Source organism: Pseudomonas sp. SP16.1, from assembly GCF_052682975.1.
This window is the reverse complement of sequence record NZ_JBQYFZ010000001.1, coordinates 1802235-1820092: the sequence shown is the minus strand read 5'-3', so window position 1 is coordinate 1820092 and position 17858 is coordinate 1802235. Positions and strand designations below refer to the sequence as shown.

At 63.8% G+C, this 17858-nt stretch carries 15 protein-coding genes, 1 tRNA gene and 1 pseudogene; 5 read left to right on the top strand and 12 right to left on the bottom strand.

Annotated features, from left to right (window positions below; genetic code table 11):
• Window positions 1-102: 102 nt before the first annotated feature.
• Window positions 103-1404, top strand: coding sequence for a guanine deaminase (gene guaD / locus ACUTAF_RS08865; protein ID WP_445579625.1), 1302 nt, complete (start codon window positions 103-105; stop codon window positions 1402-1404).
• 198 nt (window positions 1405-1602) lie between these two features.
• Here the strand turns inward: guaD and ACUTAF_RS08860 are convergent, their stop codons facing one another.
• Window positions 1603-2370, bottom strand: a complete 768-nt coding sequence (locus ACUTAF_RS08860) for a GntR family transcriptional regulator (protein WP_445579624.1) — start codon at window positions 2368-2370, stop codon at window positions 1603-1605.
• A gap of 595 nt (window positions 2371-2965) precedes the next feature.
• Here ACUTAF_RS08860 and ACUTAF_RS08855 point away from each other — a divergent pair.
• A complete protein-coding gene (locus tag ACUTAF_RS08855) occupies window positions 2966-4303 on the top strand; it encodes an NCS2 family permease (protein WP_445579623.1) in 1338 nt (445 codons plus the stop codon).
• A 661-nt stretch (window positions 4304-4964) separates the two neighbouring features.
• On the opposite strand, the gene ACUTAF_RS08850 is transcribed toward ACUTAF_RS08855, so the two are convergent.
• From ACUTAF_RS08850 to dapA, 4 genes are all read right to left on the bottom strand, one after another.
• Window positions 4965-5054 (bottom strand) — tRNA-Ser (locus tag ACUTAF_RS08850).
• A gap of 128 nt (window positions 5055-5182) precedes the next feature.
• Window positions 5183-6052, bottom strand: coding sequence for a phosphoribosylaminoimidazolesuccinocarboxamide synthase (locus tag ACUTAF_RS08845; protein WP_445579622.1), 870 nt, complete (start codon window positions 6050-6052; stop codon window positions 5183-5185).
• Between the two features lie 87 nt (window positions 6053-6139).
• Window positions 6140-7258, bottom strand: coding sequence for an outer membrane protein assembly factor BamC (gene bamC, locus ACUTAF_RS08840; protein ID WP_445579621.1), 1119 nt, complete (start codon window positions 7256-7258; stop codon window positions 6140-6142).
• A 16-nt stretch (window positions 7259-7274) separates the two neighbouring features.
• Window positions 7275-8153, bottom strand: coding sequence for a 4-hydroxy-tetrahydrodipicolinate synthase (dapA, locus tag ACUTAF_RS08835; RefSeq protein WP_445579620.1), 879 nt, complete (start codon window positions 8151-8153; stop codon window positions 7275-7277).
• Window positions 8154-8358: 205 nt separating this feature from the next.
• Here dapA and ACUTAF_RS08830 point away from each other — a divergent pair, with 205 nt between their 5' ends.
• Together ACUTAF_RS08830 and ACUTAF_RS08825 are read left to right on the top strand one after the other, a co-directional pair.
• Window positions 8359-8916 carry a glycine cleavage system transcriptional repressor gene (locus tag ACUTAF_RS08830; protein WP_445579619.1) on the top strand — a complete coding sequence of 186 codons (558 nt, stop codon included), beginning with the start codon at window positions 8359-8361 and terminating at the stop codon, window positions 8914-8916.
• Window positions 8917-8938: 22 nt separating this feature from the next.
• Window positions 8939-9412 (top strand): peroxiredoxin, encoded by a 474-nt coding sequence (locus ACUTAF_RS08825; protein WP_445579618.1) that lies wholly within the window; start codon window positions 8939-8941, stop codon window positions 9410-9412.
• Window positions 9413-9464: 52 nt separating this feature from the next.
• Here the strand turns inward: ACUTAF_RS08825 and ACUTAF_RS08820 are convergent, their stop codons facing one another.
• Both ACUTAF_RS08820 and ACUTAF_RS08815 read right to left on the bottom strand, forming a co-directional pair.
• Window positions 9465-10535 (bottom strand): AI-2E family transporter, encoded by a 1071-nt coding sequence (locus ACUTAF_RS08820; RefSeq protein WP_445579617.1) that lies wholly within the window; start codon window positions 10533-10535, stop codon window positions 9465-9467.
• Between the two features lie 113 nt (window positions 10536-10648).
• A complete protein-coding gene (locus tag ACUTAF_RS08815; protein WP_445579616.1) occupies window positions 10649-10888 on the bottom strand; it encodes a sulfurtransferase TusA family protein in 240 nt (79 codons plus the stop codon).
• Window positions 10889-10995: 107 nt separating this feature from the next.
• Here ACUTAF_RS08815 and ACUTAF_RS08810 point away from each other — a divergent pair, with 107 nt between their 5' ends.
• The gene (locus ACUTAF_RS08810) at window positions 10996-12429 is read left to right on the top strand and encodes a M48 family metalloprotease (RefSeq protein ID WP_445579615.1); all 1434 of its coding nucleotides are present in this window, start codon (window positions 10996-10998) and stop codon (window positions 12427-12429) included.
• A 136-nt stretch (window positions 12430-12565) separates the two neighbouring features.
• Here the strand turns inward: ACUTAF_RS08810 and ACUTAF_RS08805 are convergent, their stop codons facing one another.
• The 5 genes and pseudogenes from ACUTAF_RS08805 to ACUTAF_RS08785 all read right to left on the bottom strand — a co-directional run bounded on the left by ACUTAF_RS08805 (window position 12566) and on the right by ACUTAF_RS08785 (window position 17829).
• Window positions 12566-13510 carry a D-2-hydroxyacid dehydrogenase family protein gene (locus ACUTAF_RS08805; RefSeq protein WP_445579614.1) on the bottom strand — a complete coding sequence of 315 codons (945 nt, stop codon included), beginning with the start codon at window positions 13508-13510 and terminating at the stop codon, window positions 12566-12568.
• A gap of 22 nt (window positions 13511-13532) precedes the next feature.
• On the bottom strand, window positions 13533-15047 hold the full coding sequence (locus ACUTAF_RS08800) for a tripartite tricarboxylate transporter permease (protein ID WP_445579613.1): 1515 nt from the start codon (window positions 15045-15047) through the stop codon (window positions 13533-13535).
• Between the two features lie 4 nt (window positions 15048-15051).
• Complete coding sequence (locus tag ACUTAF_RS08795) at window positions 15052-15504, bottom strand: tripartite tricarboxylate transporter TctB family protein (protein ID WP_445579612.1); 453 nt, start codon at window positions 15502-15504, stop codon at window positions 15052-15054.
• A 52-nt stretch (window positions 15505-15556) separates the two neighbouring features.
• Window positions 15557-16537, bottom strand: coding sequence for a tripartite tricarboxylate transporter substrate binding protein (locus ACUTAF_RS08790; RefSeq protein WP_445579611.1), 981 nt, complete (start codon window positions 16535-16537; stop codon window positions 15557-15559).
• 41 nt (window positions 16538-16578) lie between these two features.
• Window positions 16579-17829: pseudogene (locus tag ACUTAF_RS08785) on the bottom strand (OprD family porin).
• Between the last annotated feature and the right edge of the window lie 29 nt (window positions 17830-17858).

Sequence of the window (17858 nt, the reverse complement as noted above, 5' to 3'; positions counted from 1 at the left end):
GGTGCGCCGCGCGCACCAATAACACCGCATTGCCAGTGGTGCGCACAGCCTAGGCGGCCCCGCGCGCCCTACGCAGTGCCGCCCCCAATTGAGACGTAATAGATGACCACCAACATCAAAGCCTACCGCGCCGCCATCCTGCACAGCCTCGCCGACCCGGCCGTGGTCGGCGTCGAGCAGTCCTATGAGTATTTCGAGGACGGCATTCTGCTGATCGAAAACGGCAAGGTCGTCCAGGTCGGCGCCGCTGCCGAGCTGTTGCCGAAACTGGCCGGCGTCGACGTCCAGCACTTCCGCGATGCGCTGATCACCCCCGGCTTTATCGACACCCATATCCACTACCCGCAGACCGGCATGATCGCCTCGTATGGCGAACAACTGCTGGACTGGCTCAACACCTACACCTTCCCCACCGAGCGGCAGTTCGAAGACAAGGCTCACGCCAGCGACGTGGCGGCGATCTTCCTCAAGGAACTGCTGCGCAACGGCACCACCACCGCCCTGGTGTTCGGCAGCGTGCACCCGCAATCGGTGGACGCCTTCTTCGAGCAGGCCGACAAGCTCAACCTGCGCATGATCGCCGGCAAGGTGCTGATGGATCGCAACGCCCCGGACTACCTGACCGACACCGCGGAAAGCGGCTACGCCGAAAGCAAGGCACTGATCGAGCGCTGGCACGGTAAGGGTCGACTGCACTACGCGGTCACCCCGCGCTTCGCGCCGACCAGCACGCCGCAGCAGCTGGAGCTGGCCGGCAAGCTGCTGGGCGAGTACCCGGACCTGTATATGCACACCCACCTGTCCGAGAACCGCAAGGAGATCGAATGGGTCAAGGAGCTGTTCCCCGAGCGCAAGGGCTACCTGGACGTCTATGACCATCACAAGCTGATCGGCCCGCGCGCGGTGTTCGCCCATGGCGTGCACCTTTGCGACGACGAGTGCAAGCGCCTGGCCGAGACCGGTTCGGCGGTCGCCTTCTGCCCGACGTCCAACCTGTTCCTGGGTAGCGGCCTGTTCGACCTGAACAAGCTGGAAGCGCACGGCGTACGCGTCGGCCTGGGCACCGACGTCGGCGCCGGCACCAGCTTCAGTCAGCTGCAATCGCTGAACGAGGCGTACAAGATCATGCAGCTGCAGGGCAAGAAACTCGACCCGTTCAAGTCGCTGTACCTGGCTACCCTGGGCGGCGCCAACGCGCTGTACCTGGATGACCAGCTGGGCAACTTCCTGCCCGGCAAGGACGCCGATTTCCTGGTGCTGGACTACAACGCCACGCCGCTGCTGAGCTACCGCATGCAGCAGGCTCGGAGCCTGGAAGAACGCCTGTTCGCCCTGACCATGCTCGGCGACGACCGCGCGGTGAAGGAGACCTTCGCCGCAGGCGTATCGGTGCACCAGCGTTAAGCGCGGGGAGCACCTTACAGCTGGATAGACGGACGCCAACTTGTGGGAGCCCCGCCCCGGGGCGAAGTTGCTACCAACCCAATTCGCCGCGAGACGCGGCTCCTACACAAGCGTCGAAATAGCTGCAGAGCGCCGACACCACCAATGAAAAAGCCCCGATGCTCGCGCAGCGGGGCTTTGTCAATTACACGCAAGGAGTCAGCGATTGGCGGCGCTGCGTCCCGGCTTCTTCTTGGTCTGCAGCAGGTGCGAGAACACCGCGTGCAGGTCGTCCGAGGCGCTTTCCTCGTCCAGGTTCAGCTTGCTGTCGATGTGATCCATGTGGTGCATCATCAGGTGCACGGCGCGGGCGGCGTCGCGCGCCTCGATGGCGTCGATCAGCTGATTGTGCTCGTCGTAGGAGCAATGCGAACGGCCGCCGCTCTCATACTGGGCGATGATCAGCGAGGTCTGCGATACCAGGCTGCGTTGGAAGCTCACCAGCGGCGCGTTACGCGCGGCCTCGGCCAGCTTGAGGTGGAACTCGCCGGACAGGCGGATACCGGCGCCGCGATCACCGCGGGAGAAACTGTCCTGCTCGTCCTTGACCATCTGCCGCAACTCCGCCAGTTGCTCGGCGGTGGCGTGCTCGACAGCCAACTCGGTGATGGCGCGCTCGACCAGGCGCCGTGCGTAGAAAATCTGCCGCGCCTCCTCGACGCTGGGGCTGGCCACCACCGCACCGCGATTCGGCCGCAGCAGCACCACGCCCTCATGTGCCAGGCGCGACAGGGCGCGACGAATGATGGTACGGCTGACGCCGAAGATCTCGCCCAGGGCCTCTTCGCTCAGCTTGGTGCCGGGCGCCAGGCGCTGTTCGAGAATGGCATCGAAGATATGGGCGTATACGACATCGTCCTGAGTCCCGCTGCGGCTGCTTTTGCCGGTGCGCGGCTGCTTCTTGAGGGGCTGCAATTGATCGTTCATTCTGGCTCGCGTCAATGAGAGTCGGCGACACTGCGACTCTACTGTGTTCTACCCGGTAGCTGACAAGCGGCGGGCTAAAAATCATCGGAAATAAATTGAGGCAATTGTACACAATTCGATCAATCGACACACCTCTCGATCTTCGCCCTGCTCGCCCGAAGCGGATCGAACTCTCCAGACGAACGGCGGCCCCTCTAAAACTCTTTCTTTATAAAGCTTGCTGTTATCAGGCCATTACCAGCTAAACCATCGAACCACCTCTCCTCGCCCGCTCGCCCCGCCGCCGCCCCAGGCATCATCCAGAAACCCTACCTCACTGTTTCAAAAGGATTTTCTCCAAAAGCGCAGCCCGCATTGTCGCCCGATACGCACGCTAACCCGCCCGAACCCGCATCAGGGTGCGTTTTTTGCAACATTAAAAACATTAATTGCATTTTTTGTATACAACAGCATAATCGCGCCTGAGTGACTTCTTGACCGCTCGGTCAACAACTTAGCCAGGAAGCACCGCGAACGCACCGCCTGCCTCAGAGAGCCGTTGTCCTTGCGCGAGGCTCTGGGCGGTACACAACAAGAGAGATGAGGAGTACCCGCTGTGGAAAGCGTCAAACAACAACACGCGTCTCAACTGGCGAGAACCGGTCTGCTCGACCGTTTCTTCAAGCTGACCGAGCACCGCACCACCATCAAAACCGAGTTGCTGGCCGGCCTGACGACCTTCGTTACCATGGCCTACATCATCTTCGTCAACCCCAACATCATGGCCGGCGCCGGCGTCGATCATGGCGCGGCCTTCGTCGCCACCTGCATCGGCGCGGCGCTCGGCTGCTTCCTCATGGGCCTCTACGCCAACTGGCCGGTTGGCCTGGCGCCAGGCATGGGTCTGAACGCCTTCTTCACCTACACCGTGGTCGGCGAGATGGGCTACAGCTGGCAGATCGCCCTAGGCGCGGTGTTCATCTCCGGCGTGCTGTTCATGATCATGAGCCTGTCGAAGATCCGCGAATGGCTGCTCAACAGCATCCCCATGAGCCTGCGCTTCGCCATGGGCGCCGGGGTCGGCCTGTTCCTCGGTCTGATCGGCCTGAAAACCGCCGGCATCGTTGTCGACAGCCCGGCCACCTTGCTGACCATGGGCTCGTTCGGCGAACCCAGCGCCCTGCTCGCCGCCGTGTGCTTCCTGCTGATCGCCGTGCTCAGTCACCGCAACGTGTTCGGCGCGATCCTCTTCAGCATGCTCGGCGTTACTGCCCTCGGCTGGGCCCTGGGCCTGGTCGAGTACAGCGGCCTGGTATCGATGCCGCCGAGCCTGGCGCCGACCTTCATGGCCATGGATATCGCCGGTGCGTTCAACGTCGCCATGGTCAGCGTGATCCTCGCCTTCCTCTTCGTGAACATGTTCGACACCGCCGGCACGCTGATGGGCGTGGCCCATCGCGCCCACCTGGTGGATGAGGACGGCAAGATCCAGAACCTGTCCAAGGCGCTGAAGGCCGACTCCACTTCCAGCGTGGTGGGTGCGCTGGTCGGCTGCCCGCCGGTGACCAGCTACGTGGAAAGCGCCTCGGGCGTTGCCGCCGGCGGCCGCACCGGTCTGACCGCCGTGACCGTTGGCGTGCTGTTTCTCGCCGCGATGTTCTTCGCCCCGCTTGCCGGCATGATCCCCGCCTACGCCACCGCCGGTGCACTGATCTACGTCGCCATGCTGATGATGAGCGGCATGGCCCATATCGACTGGAAGGACCACACCGACACCATTCCGGCCATCGTCACCGTGGTGATGATGCCGCTGACCTTCTCCATCGCCAACGGCATCGCCCTGGGCTTCCTCACCTACGCCACGCTGAAGCTGCTGACCGGCCAGCGCGACAAGGTCTCGCTGAGCCTCTACGTGCTGTGCGTGATCTTCATCGCCAAGTTCGCCTTCCTTTAACGACAGGCCTGGGCCTCGGCGTCGGGGCCCAACGGCTGCAGAAAAACGACAAAGCCCTCCGAAGGAGGGCTTTGTTTTATATCGCTCGCACCGCCGCGAACGCGTCAGGAAGCTTGAACCGAGCTAACGAAGTGGATGGGGTCGGCGTCCTGCCTGTTGGTCACTTCGTTAGCCCGGTGACCGGAGAGTAGTGCAAGTAGTGGCACTGTGCCAAGCGTCGATTGTGCGCGCTGCCGCACAAATCGGCGAATCGTCTCGCAGAAGCTGCCGTGATATTGCCTAGGACAGGTTAGCAGCGCTCTGGTCGGATCATGACAACGACTCAAGCAACCCTTCCAGCATCCCCTGGATGTCAGGACTGGGTTTTGCCCCCTGTGAAGGGGTTAGACCATCAACGCTTTCTCGGCATCATCACCCCTTGGCCTTATCCGATGACGAGTGCTCTTCAGCGTCGTGAGCATTGTTTAGCGTGGCTGACACGAAGCGCATGGGCCACCACGTGTCTGAGCAGATGGGATTTGGGGAGGATTGGAGCGGTGTATAGCGGCCTGGGAGCACTGTTTTTGTCCCAAAATGCCCCCAATTTTGCCCCAAACGACTCTTCACTTTCTCAAAGACAAGAAAAGCCCCGTAACTCATTGAATTACGGGGCTTTTTTATATGGCGGGAAGATAGGGATTTGAACCCTAGGTGCCATTGCTGACACAACGGATTTCGAATCCGTCCCGTTCGACCACTCCGGCATCTTCCCAAGCGGCGCGAATCATAACAGCTCGAAGCGCTTTGGCGAAGCTTATTTTTAAAAATTTTCTTGTGCTATCAGGCGCTTGTGAAAAGGCCGAGCATTGCTCGGCCTTCATTGGCGTCTCTGCCCCGATCTCAGGCAGTGAGGCGGGTCAGGGCTTCGCGGTACTTGTCGGCGGTCTTCTGCGCGACCTCGGCCGGTACGGCGGGAGCCGGCGGCTGCTTGTTCCAGCCGGTGGACTCCAGCCAGTCGCGAACGAACTGTTTGTCGAAGCTCGGCGGGTTCTTGCCTTCTTCGTAGCTGTCGGCCGGCCAGAAGCGACTGGAGTCGGGGGTCAGCACCTCGTCCATCAGAGTCAGGGTGCCGTCTTCGTCGAGGCCGAACTCGAACTTGGTGTCGGCGATGATGATGCCGCGGGTGGCGGCGTACTCGACGGCGGCGCTGTACAGGGCGATGGCGGTGTCGCGCACCTGGGCGGCCAGTTCGGCACCGATGATGGCCTCGCACTGGGCGAAGCTGATGTTCTCGTCATGGTCGCCGACGGCAGCCTTGGTCGAGGGGGTGAAGATCGGTTGCGGCAGCTTGGCCGCTTCCTTGAGGCCGGCCGGCAGGGCGATGCCGCAGACGGTGCCGCTCTTCTGGTATTCCTTCCAGCCGGAGCCGACGATATAGCCGCGCACGATGGCTTCCACGGCCACCGGTTTGAGGCGTTTGGCGACCACCGCGCGGCCTTCCACCAGCGGCAACTCGTCAGCCGGCACCACGTCTTCGACCCTGTCGCCGGTGAAGTGGTTGGGCACCAGGCCGGCCAGCTTGTCGAACCAGAAGTTGGAGATGGCGGTGAGGATCTTGCCCTTCTCCGGGATAGGTTCGGCGAGGATCACGTCGAAGGCCGACAGGCGATCGGTGGCCACCATCAGCATGCGCTTGTCGTCGATTTCGTAGAGGTCGCGAACCTTGCCCGAGTAGATCTTCTTCAGGCTCAGGGTGGTGGGTGTGCTCATGTCGGCATTTCCGTTTCTAGCAAACAAAACAGGCGAAACCTTTGCGGGTTTCGCCCATCGATTAACGGCTGGAGCGCGGCGCGCCGATCAGCCGAGGTTGTCCTGGATCAGGCTCAGCACGCGGCGCGAGACATCGGCCGGGGCAACGGTGTTGAGGTCTTTTTCCACGGTGACCTGGACGCCATCGCCGACGGGGGTCAGACGCACCTGATAACGCTCGGCACGCGCTTCGATCTCTTCCTTGCTCGGCTCGCCCCCGAACATGCGGCCGAAGAAGCCGGGCTTCTGCTCATTGACCCGAGCACCTTCGGCCAGGTTGATGTAGTACAGGCCGAGGCTGCGGTTGAGGTCGTCGACGCGCACATCGGCCAGCTCCAGCGAGCGACCGACGCCGGACCAGGCGCGATCGAAATCTGCGCCGAGATTGAGCACCGGATTGCCGTTGCCGTCCTCGCTCAGGCTGACGCGGCTGGGGGCATCGAAGTCGCGGGCCGCGAGCAGGGATACCGAACCGCCCTGCTCAACGCTACGCGCCATGCTCACCAGCATTTCGTCGAGCAGCGCGGCTTCCAGGCTGGCATTGCCGCTACGCGCGGCGAAGGCGACGTCAGCGTCACTACCGGCGGGACGCTCGGCGCTGGTGACGAAGACTTCGCTGGTGTTGCGCTGCACGCCCGGCTCGATGCGTACCCGCACGCGGGTCTCGGCATCCGGGGCGACGCCGGAAACGCGGCTGCTCAGGCGACGGGCCATGCTCGCGGAAAGCTCGTCGAAACGCTGCCAGGAGGTGGTGAATTCTCCAGTCTGCGGGCGTTCCTCGGCGATACGGAAGCCGTTGTCCTCGAAGAACTGGCGCGCCAGCGGCCAGACTTCGGCCGGCACCCGCTGGGCGACCACCCAGCGCGACTCGCCGCTGCGCTGCAGGCTGAACTCGCGCTCGTCGGCGCGCACCTGCAGGCCCTGCGGGCGCGGCACTTCGAACTTACCGCTGGCCTCGGAAGTGGCCACCTGTGCCGGCACCGGCAGCAACGGGTCGAGGCGTTTGGCCTGGACATTGGCCGGAAGCTGCATCGGTGCGGTCTGCCGCGCTTCCAGGTAATCGCTGCCGCGGTCGCGGAAGTAGCCTTCTTCACCCCAGAGCCAGCCACAACCGCTGGTGCTGGAGACGATCAGAGCAAGGGCGGAAAATCCGGCCAGTCGCTTCATGCGTAAAATCCTTAAATTAAGCCAGTACGCCGCACTGGCGCATGGCCTGGCGCAGCGGTTCGTGACAACGCGGGCTGAGCCAGGTCAGCGGCAGGCGGATGCCGTCGCCCATCAGGCCCATTTCGTGCAGTGCCCACTTCACCGGAATCGGGTTGGACTCGATGAACAACGCCTTGTGCAGCGGCATCAGACGGTCATTGATGGCACGGGCAATTGCAGCCTCGCCACGCATGGCGGCGGCGCACATCTCGCTCATGGCGCGCGGAGCGACGTTGGCGGTGACCGAGATGTTGCCCTTGCCGCCCAGCAGCATCAGCTCCACCGCGGTGGCGTCGTCGCCGGAATAGACGAGGAAGTCCTTGCCGACGCGGTCCAGCACTTCCTGGCCACGCTGCAGGTCGCCGGTGGCTTCCTTGATGCCGATGATGTTGTCGATCTTCGACAGGCGCTCGACGGTTTCCGGCAGCATGTCGCAGACGGTGCGACCCGGTACGTTGTAGAGGATCTGCGGGATGGCCACGGCTTCGGCGATGTGGCGGAAATGCAGGTACAGGCCTTCCTGGGTCGGCTTGTTGTAATAGGGCGTGACCAACAGACAGGCGTCGGCGCCGACGTCCTTGGCCGCGCGGGTCAGCTCGACCGATTCGCGCGTGGAATTGCCGCCGGTACCGGCGATCACCGGGATGCGCCCGGCGACCTGATCGACCACGCGCTTGATCACCTCGATGTGCTCGGGCACTTCCAACGTGGCGGACTCACCCGTGGTGCCGACCGCGACGATGGCATTGGTACCCTCCTGCAGGTGGAAATCCACCAATTTGCTCAGGGCCTCCCAGTCCAGACCACCCTGCGCATCCATGGGCGTGACCAGTGCCACCATACTGCCCGCAATCATGCAACCGCTCCTGCCGGAAAAATTGAGCCGTAATGGTACTGGTGCCACCAGTCCGGCACAAGCAACGGACACGGCGGAAAATGGCGGTCTTGCTGCTTACGGGAAGCTGTCGCCAGCATTCCCCTGGGCGGTGCTTTTCGCTACCCTGCTGCCTTTGCTCGACGGCCCTCCGGCTGCCGACCGTTCATCGCTTTAGGAAGGCTGCATGTCCCCCCCCCCCGTTCGCGAACAATTCCTCCTTATCAGCGCCCTAGGCCGCGACGCCATGGCGCTGACCAACCTGCTGTGCCGCACCAGCCATGAGAACCGCTGTGCCGTGATCAGCACGCGCCTGAGCCGTCACGGCGAGTTCAGCGCCCTGGTGCTGCAGGTCTCGGGTAGCTGGGACGCCCTGGCGCGTCTCGAGTCCGGCCTGCCGCTGCTGGCAAAAAAACATGATTTCTCGGTCAATCTCATTCGTAGCGCGGCCGCCGAGGTACGCCCCCAGGCGCTCCCCTACGTGGCTTACGTCAGCTCGGTGTACCGCCCGGACATCCTCAACGAGTTGTGCCAGTTTTTCATCGACCATCGTGTCGAGCTGGAAAGCCTGACCTGCGACACCTACCAGGCGCCGCAAACCGGCGGCACCATGCTCAACGCCACGCTGACCGTCACGCTGCCGGCCGGCACCCAGATCAGCTGGCTGCGCGATCAGTTCCTGGACTTCGCCGACGCCCTGAATCTGGACGCGCTGATCGAACCCTGGCGCCCGCAAAATCCCTGAAAGGCAACCTCGAGGAACTCCCATGACCGTCGCCATCGACCAAGCCGTCGCCGACTTCCAGGCCGAGGCCACCAGTGGCCAGCAGGTGAAATTGTCCGACCTCAAGGGCCAGCAGGTCGTGCTGTATTTCTACCCCAAGGACGCGACCCCGGGCTGCACCACCGAAGGCCTCGACTTCCGCGCCCGCTTCGCCCAGTTCCAGGCGATCAACACGCAGATCTTCGGCGTGTCGATGGACAGCCTGAAAAAGCACGAAAGCTTCAAGTGCAAGCAGGAATTCCCCTTCGAGCTGATCAGCGACCCCGATCACCTGCTGTGCGAGCAGTTCGGCGTCTATCAGTTGAAGAAGAACTACGGCAAGGAATACATGGGCATCGTGCGCAGCACCTTTCTGATCGACAAGGACGGCGTACTGCGCAAGGAATGGCGCAACGTGAAGGTTGCCGGCCATGTCGACGCGGTGCTGGCGGCGGCGCAGGCGCTGCACCAAGGCTGAGCAGACAGGCGCGCTCCGCCCATGAAAAAGGCCGCATCAGCGGCCTTTTTTCTTATGCCTGTTCGCCAAGCGTCGGATCGGTCCGCGGCCAGGCGTTGAGCACCGCCTTGAACAGGGTGGCCAGCGGGATGGCGAAGAATACCCCCCAGAAGCCCCACAGACCGCCGAACAGCAGCACCGCACAGATGATCGCGACCGGGTGCAGGTTGACCGCCTCGGAGAACAGCAGCGGCACCAGTACGTTGCCGTCCAGCGCCTGGATGATGCCGTAGACCACCATCAGGTAGAGAAACTGGTCGCTCCAGCCCCACTGGAACAGGCCGATCAGCGCCACCGGCACGGTGACCACCACCGCGCCGATATAGGGCACCACCACCGACAAGCCCACCAGCAGCGCCAACAGCGCCGCGTAGTTCAGCCCCAGGTAGGCGAAGGCGATATAGGTCACCACGCCACAGATGATGATTTCGATGAACTTGCCGCGGATGTAGTTGGCGATCTGCTGATTCATCTCCTGCGCCACCTGGCTGATCAACGCTCGCTCACGCGGCAGGTAGCCGCGAAACCACTGGCCGATCATTTCCCGGTCCTTGAGGAAGAAGAACACCAGAATCGGCACCAACACCAGGTAGATCATGATGCTGACCAGGACCGGCAGGCTCGACAGCGAAAAGGACAACGCCCACTGGCCGAACTTGCCGGCCTCGCCACGCATGCTGTCGATCAGCTGCACGATCTGCTCGTCGGTGATCAGATTCGGGTAGCGCTCGGGCAGCAGCAGGAACACCGACTGCCATTCGGCCGCCATGCGCGGCAATTCGTTGAACAAAGTGCTCAGCTGCTGCCAGAGCAACGGCATCAGCACCAGAAGGAACACCGTCAGGCCGCCCAGAAACAGGGCGAAGACCAGCCACACCGCCAGAATCTGCGGCACTTTCATACGCTCCAGACCGTTGACCAGGCCCTGCATCAGGAAGGCCAACACCAGGCCGGTCAGCACCGGCGCGAGCATGCCTCCCAGGATCAGCACCACGGCGAAGCCGAGCACCAACAGCACCGCCAGCACCACCGCCTGCTCGTCGGAGAAATAGCGGTGCAGCCAGTCACGCAAAACCTTGACCATCAGAATTCCTTAAAGCGGAAATATGCCAAACCACTCATAGGCCGGGCGCAGGAAAGATGTCGCACGCACTCGCGAACGGTGGCAGGGGTGTGTTTCAAACTGCAACGGCGATTTCAGGCCTTGCGCAGCCAGTAGCGGTAAACGCCGTCCTCGACCTCTTCGTGCAGCAAGGCGTGCCCGGCCAGACTGGCGAAGGCGCGGAAATCCCGCTGCGAACCGGCATCGGTGGCGCATACCTTGAGCACCTCACCGCTGGCCAGGCGATTGAGTTCGAGCTTGGCCTTTAGCAGCGGCAGCGGACAGTTCAGGCCGCAGGCATCCAGTTCGGCATCGAAAGCCGGTACATCGGTCATCGTCTACTCCTTCAAAGGCCGCTAGGATACCCAAGCCCTCGGAGCCCTGGCCAGCGTTACGGCTGGCCGGCTACAGTAACCACTTCGCCGCTCATGAGCCCCAGTGCATGACTTTTCTGCGCCCCACCCTGTTGACGCTCGCCTGCCTGTTCGCCGCCCACACCGGGGCCAGCGACCTGCCCTCGCTGGGCGATGCCAGCTCCTCCATCGTCTCGCCGCAGCAGGAGCACCAGCTCGGCCGCGCCTGGCTCGCCCTGCTACGCGGCCAGGTGGCGCAACTGGACGACCCGCAGCTCAAGGACTTCGTCGAGAACAGCGTCTATAGCCTGTCGGAAACCAGCCAGCTGCAGGATCGGCGCCTCGAATTCGTCCTGCTCAACAGCCCGCAGCTCAATGCCTTCGCCGCGCCGGGCGGCATCATCGGGGTCAACGGCGGCCTGTTCCTCTATGCGCAGACCGAAGCCGAGTACGCCTCGGTGATGGCGCACGAACTGGCGCACCTGTCGCAACGCCACTTCGCCCGGGGCGTCGAGGCCCAGCAGCGCATGCAGTTGCCGGTGATGGCCGCCATGCTCGCCGGCATAGTCGCGGCGGCCGCGGGTGCCGGCGATGCCGGCATGGCCGCCATCATGTCGACCCAGGCGGCGGCGATTCAGGAACAACGGCGTTTTTCCCGGCAGAACGAACAGGAAGCCGACCGTATCGGCCTGGTCAACCTGGAAAAGGCCGGCTACGACCCGCGCGCCATGCCGCTGATGTTCGAGCGCCTGATGCGCCAGTACCGCTACGACGCCAAGCCGCCGGAGTTCCTGCTGACCCACCCGGTCTCCGAGTCGCGTATCGCCGACACCCGCAACCGTGCCGAGCAGTACCCGGCCAAGGGCCGCGAAGACAGCCTGCGCTATCAGCTGATGCGCGCCCGCGTGCAACTGACCTACGAGGAGACCCCAGGGGTCGCAGCCAAGCGTTTTCGCGCCATGCTCGACGAGAACCCGGGGCTGGATGCCGCCCGCTACGGCCTGGCCCTGGCGCAGATGAAAAGCGGCCAGCTCGCCGAAGCCGCAAAGACTCTCGCCCCGCTGCTGAACAAGGCAGCGGACGACAGCGTCTACAACCTGGCCCAGATTGAACTCGACATGGCCGCCGGGCGTCTGGATGCCGCCCAGCAAAGACAGGAACGCATGCTCGCGCTCTACCCCAGCAGCTATCCGCTGCAGCAGATGCGCATCGACCTGCTGCTCAAGCGGCAGCGCACCCGCGACGCCGAAGATGCCCTGGATGAGCTGCTCGAGAGCCGGCCCAAGGACCCGGACGTCTGGTATCAGGTCGCCGAGGTCCGCGGCCTGAGCGGCAACACCATCGGCCTGCACCAGGCCCGCGCCGAGTTCTTCGCCCTGGTCGGCGACTACAACCAGGCAATCGAACAGCTCGATTTCGCCAAGCGCCGCGCCAGCAACAACTTCCAGCTGGCCTCGCGCATCGACGCGCGCCAGCGCGAGTTGACCGAGGAAAAGCGACTGGTCGAGCAGATGCTGCGCTGAGCGGCATGGGCGCGGCCTCGCTTGCCAGGCAATGGACGGCTCGCTCATACCATCGGGGGGGGAGAGACTGCGATCTGTTCGCTAACCCTAGGCCCGGCCCCGAACCAAACCCCGAGGACTGAGCCGGCAGCGATGGTCAAGGTGTGACGGGCCGCGCCTGCAAGAACGCGCGAACATTGGCAAAGGCTTCGCCGAAGCAGGCCTCGTAGCTATTGCGCTCCACGTAACCGAGGTGTGGGGTGCAGAGCACGCGCGGGTGCCTCAGCAGTGGATGGTCAGCCTGCAGGATGGGCTCCTGCTCGAATACATCCAGCGCCGCCTGGCCCGGCCGGCCGCTATCCAGCGCTTCGAGTAGCGCCCCCGGGGCAATCAGTTCGGCGCGGCTGGTGTTGACCAGCAAGGCGTCGACTTTCATTCGTGCCAGATCATCTGCGCCAACGCAGTGCCGGGTGGCCGGCAGCAGGCGCAGATGCAGGCTGAGCACATCGGCCTGCGCGAAGAAGGCTTCGCGCGTCGGCGCTGGCTCGAACCCATCGACCGCAGCGGCCTGGCGCGAGTTCTCGCTGCCCCACACCAGCACGCGCATGTCGAAGGCGCGGCCATAGCGCGCCAGGCGCCGGCCGATCTTGCCGTAGCCCCAGATGCCCAGGGTCTGGCCATACAGGCGCTGGCCCAGGTTGACCTGCCACTGCCCGGCGTAGAGGCCGTGCATGGCTTCACGCAACTGACGCCGGGCATTGAGGATCAGCGCCCAGGTCAGTTCGGCCGCGGCGATGGGCGAACCGGTGCCTTCGGCCACGGCAACACCATGCTCGCGGCAGGCGTCCAGATCGAGATGCGGCCCTGCCCGCCCGGTCTGACTGATCAACTTCAGGTTCGGCAGCCGTGCCAGCAGCGCGGCATCGATACGGGTTCGTTCCCGGGTCAGCACCAGGGCTTCGGCATCGGCGAAGCGCTTGGCCAGCAGGTCCGGGTCGCTGACATGGTCGTGATACACCCGGACATCGAAGCCCTCCAGCAGGCGGAAGCAATCCAGAGACTGCACGACCCGCTGATAGTCTTCCGGTATCACCACACGCATGCACATCCTCCTTCGAAGCGAATCAGGCCAGGCTGGCGGCACCGGCTTGCCGACGACGTGCGCGCCAGGCACGCCAGAACGGCAGCACGAGCATCACCGCCACCAGGCCCCAGACCACCCAGGTGATCGGGCTGGCGAACAGGATACCGAGGTCGCCGCTGGACAGGGACAGCGCGCGGCGCAGGTTCTGCTCCATCATCCCGCCGAGGATGAAGCCGAGCAGGATCGCCGACAGCGGGAAGTCCAGCTTGCGCATGACGTAGCCGAAGATGCCGATGGCGATCATCAGGTACAGGTCGAAGGTCGTGGCATGAACGGCATACACCCCGATGGCGGTGATGATCGCCACTGCCGGCACCAGCGCCCAGTAAGGCACGGCCAGCACCTTGGTGAAGACCTTGATCATCGGCACGTTCATGACGATCAGCATGAGGTTGGCGACGAACAGCGAAGCGATCAGGCCCCAGACGATATCCGGCTGGTTCTGGAACAGCAGCGGGCCCGGCGTGATGTTGTACAGCGTCAGGGCGCCGAGCATCACCGCGGTGGTGCCCGAGCCCGGCACGCCGAGGGTCAGCATCGGCACCATGGAGCCACAGGCTGCGGCGCTGTTGGCGGTTTCCGGAGCGGCCAGGCCACGCAGATCGCCGTTGCCGAACTTGTTGTCCTTGACCGCCAGGCGCTTCTCGCTCATGTACGACACCGCGCTGGCCAAGGTCGCCCCGGCGCCGGGCAGAACGCCAAGGACGAAGCCGACTACGCCGCTGCGCAGATTGGTGGCCAGGACGAAACCGCCCTCCTTCAGGCTGAACAGCATGCGTCCACCAGTCTTGATCGCCTTCTGGCCATGATGGGTACGCTCGAGCAGTACCAGCAACTCGCTGACCGAGAACAGCCCCAGCACCAGCACCACGAACTGGATGCCATCGGCCAGCCCCAGGCTGCCGAAGGTGAAGCGATAGACACCGCTGTTGGCGTCGATGCCCACGCACGACAGCAACAGACCGACCAGCGCCGCGACCGCTGTTTTCAGCGGCTTGTTGCCGGCCATGCCGGCCAGACAGGTGATGGCGAAGACCATCAGCACGAAGTACTCGGCGGGGCCGAAGGCGACCGCCCATCGGGCCAGCAAAGGCGCGAACAGCACCACGCCGGCGGTGGCAATCAGGCCGCCGATGAAGGAGCTCCAGGCCGACAGGGACAGCGCGACACCGGCCTGGCCCTGACGCGCCAGCGGGTAGCCGTCGAGGGTGGTCATCACCGCGGACGCCTCACCCGGGATATTGAGCAGGATCGAGGAGATGCGCCCGCCGTATTCGCAGCCCAGGTATACGGCCGCGAGCAGGATCAGCGCGGTTTCCGGCGGCAGACCGAGGGCGAAGGCCACCGGAATCAGCAGCGCCACGCCGTTGATGGGGCCGAGCCCCGGCAGCAGGCCGACGACGGTGCCGATAAGAGTGCCGCACAGGGCCGTGACCAGGTTGTAGGGGCTAAGCGCCACGCCGAAGCCATGGCTGAGATAACCGAAAGTATCCATGGGTTCAGCTCTCCAGGGTTGCAAGGATGCCAAGCGGCAGCGGTACCGCGAGGGCTCTGTCGAACAGCAGGTAAAGACCGATGGCGAGAACGACGCCGCTGACCAGGCTTTGCAGCCAGCTACCACCATATAGACGCGCCATGCCGATACCGAACAGCACGCTGGCGGGGATGAAGCCGAGCGTTTCGAACAGCACCGCATAGCCGATCATCAGACCGAGGAAGGCGAGCGCCTTGAACATCACCTCCCGGTTCAGCGGCGGTTCCTCGCCCTGGACATCGCTGGCTGGCTTGAGCAGCAGTTGCACGCTGCCCAAGGCGATCAGCAGCAACAGCAGCAGCGGAAAGGCCTTGGGCCCCACCGGTTCGTAGGAAAAGGGTGCGCTGTAGCCCCAGGCAAGGATTGCCAGGGCGCAGCACAGCAGCAGGGTGATCCCCGCAAAGAGACGATCATGCATGTGGATGCGCTCCAGAACGCTGCGCCGCCGGTGACGGCGCGTGAGGACTCGACTACTCGACCAGGCCGAACTCGCGACCCAGCTTGCGGTACTCCGCAACCTGCCTCTTGACCAGGGCATCGAGCTCAGGACCGGTCACGTAGTAAGGCAGTACGTCGCGGTCGGCCAGATAGGCCTGGAAGTCGCTGGAGGCGTTGAGCTTGGCGAAGCGCTCGCTCCACCAGGCTACGTCTTCGTCTTTCACATCCGGGCCGAGGTAGTAACCACGAATCAGCGGCCACTGGATCTCGTAGCCCTGCTCGCGGGCAGTCGGAATCGAAGCAAGATCGCCGCCCAGACGCTCCTCGCTGAAGATCGCCAGGGTGCGGATCTTGTTGCCCTGCTGCGCGCGGATTTCGCTGGCGCTGCCGGTGACCAGATCCACGTGCCCGCCCATCAGCGCCATGTAATGCTCGGCCCCGCCTTCGAAGGCGGCATAGCGCAACTCGCGCGGGTCGACACCGGCGGCACGGGCCAGCAAGGCGATCTTCACCCAGCCCTGGCCGCCGACACTGCCGCCACCGCCGACCACGATGCTTTTCGGGTCCTTCTTCAGCGCCTGCACCACATCGTCGAGGTTCTTGTAAGGCGAATCCTCACGCACCGCCAGGGTGCCGTAGTCGTTGCCGACGGTGGCCAGCCATTTCACCGCGGTTTCGTCGAAACGACCGTATTTGCCCAGGGCCAGGTTGAGCAGCGAGGCGCCGGAGAACGCCACCAGGGTGCCGGGCTCGGCACGGCGGTTGGCGGCGATGGAGTTGTAGGCCACGGCGCCGATACCGCCCGGCATGTAGGTCACGCGCATGGGCGCCTTGAGCAGGCCCTCGTCCTTGAAACCGGCCTGGGCCAGCTTGCAGGTCAGGTCGAAGCCGCCGCCCGGCTTGCTCGGAGCGATGCACTCCGGACGGGAAGGCTCGCCGGCGAGCACCGAACCACTGGCAAGCAACAGGGCAAGGGACAACGGCAGAATGCGGCGAATGGAGCAGGTAATCATGATGGGTTCCTCTTATTAGACTTGTATGCACAACCGGCGCTTTACCAGAGCGGCACGATATAACTCAGGATCAGACGATTCTCGTCCAGGTCGCGGACGAAGCTCGAACGGTAGGTGGCGTTTCTCCAGGTAACCTTGAGATTCTTCAGCGGGCCATCGCTGAAGGCGTAGGCGATATCGGTGTCACGCTCCCATTCGCGCCCTTCGCCGACGGCCAGGTCGACCTGATCACCGCGCACGTAGCGGGTCATGAAGGTCAGGCCGGGTACCCCGACGCTGGCGAAGTCGAAGTCGTAGCGCAGCTGCCAGGAACGCTGGTCGGGGCCGGCGAAATCGTTGATCTGCAGAAAATTGGTCAGGTACGGCGTAGCGCCATCGACGTAGGTGAAGGCGTCGTCGCCGAGCATCTTCTGGTAGGCCAGCCCCAGCGCATGGCCGGAGAAGCTGTAGGTGAACATGGCGTTGATGGCCTGGTTGTCGATGTCGCCCACCAGTTTCCGCCCGGCTTCGCTGTTGTTGAAGTAGCGCAGGTCGCTTTTCAGCTTGCCGGCGCCCAGCGCCAGGCTGTGCTGCAGCCCGAGGAAATGCTGGCGATAGATATCGCTCAGCTCGGCGTAGTGGTAGCTGGCGAGGAGTTGCGGATCGATCGCGTAGTCCACACCGCCGAAGCGCAGCTCGTCGCTTTCAGGACTGGCGCCGAAGCGGCGGTTCTTGTTGTTCAACGCCAGCTTCTCGGAGCCGGAGACGCTGCGCTGCACCACGCGATCGATCTCGCCGAGGGTGAACGTCGCGCGCTCGAGATCCTTGCTCTGCAGCTGCTAGCCCTCGAATACCTGCGGCAGCAGACGCGAGTTGCTGTACTGCAGGTAAGGCATCTTCGGCAGCAAGGTGCCCACGCGCAGCTGGCTACTGGCGAAGCGCACCTTGCCGGTCACGCCGAGCTTGCTGTAATCGTCCTCGGCGCGGTTGCGGCTGTCGCGGGGCAGCAGGTCGGTACCGCTACGGTCCGGCGAGGAGTCGAGCTTGACGCCGAGCATGCCGAGGGCATCGACACCGAAACCGAGCGTACCCTGGGTGTAGCCGGACTCGAGGTTGAGAATGAAACCCTGCGCCCATTCCTCCCGCTTGTTCTGCCCGGCATCCTCGCGAAAGTCACGGTTGAGGTAGAAGTTGCGCAGCTCCAGGCTGGCCTTGCTGTCCTCGATGAAGCCTGCGGCGTGAACGCTGGCGCCAGGCAGCGCCAGAACCGTTATAGCGATGGCGGAGCAGCTTAGGGATGTTCTTCTTGTCATTGTGGTTGGCCCTAGGGGTGTGGTTGTGG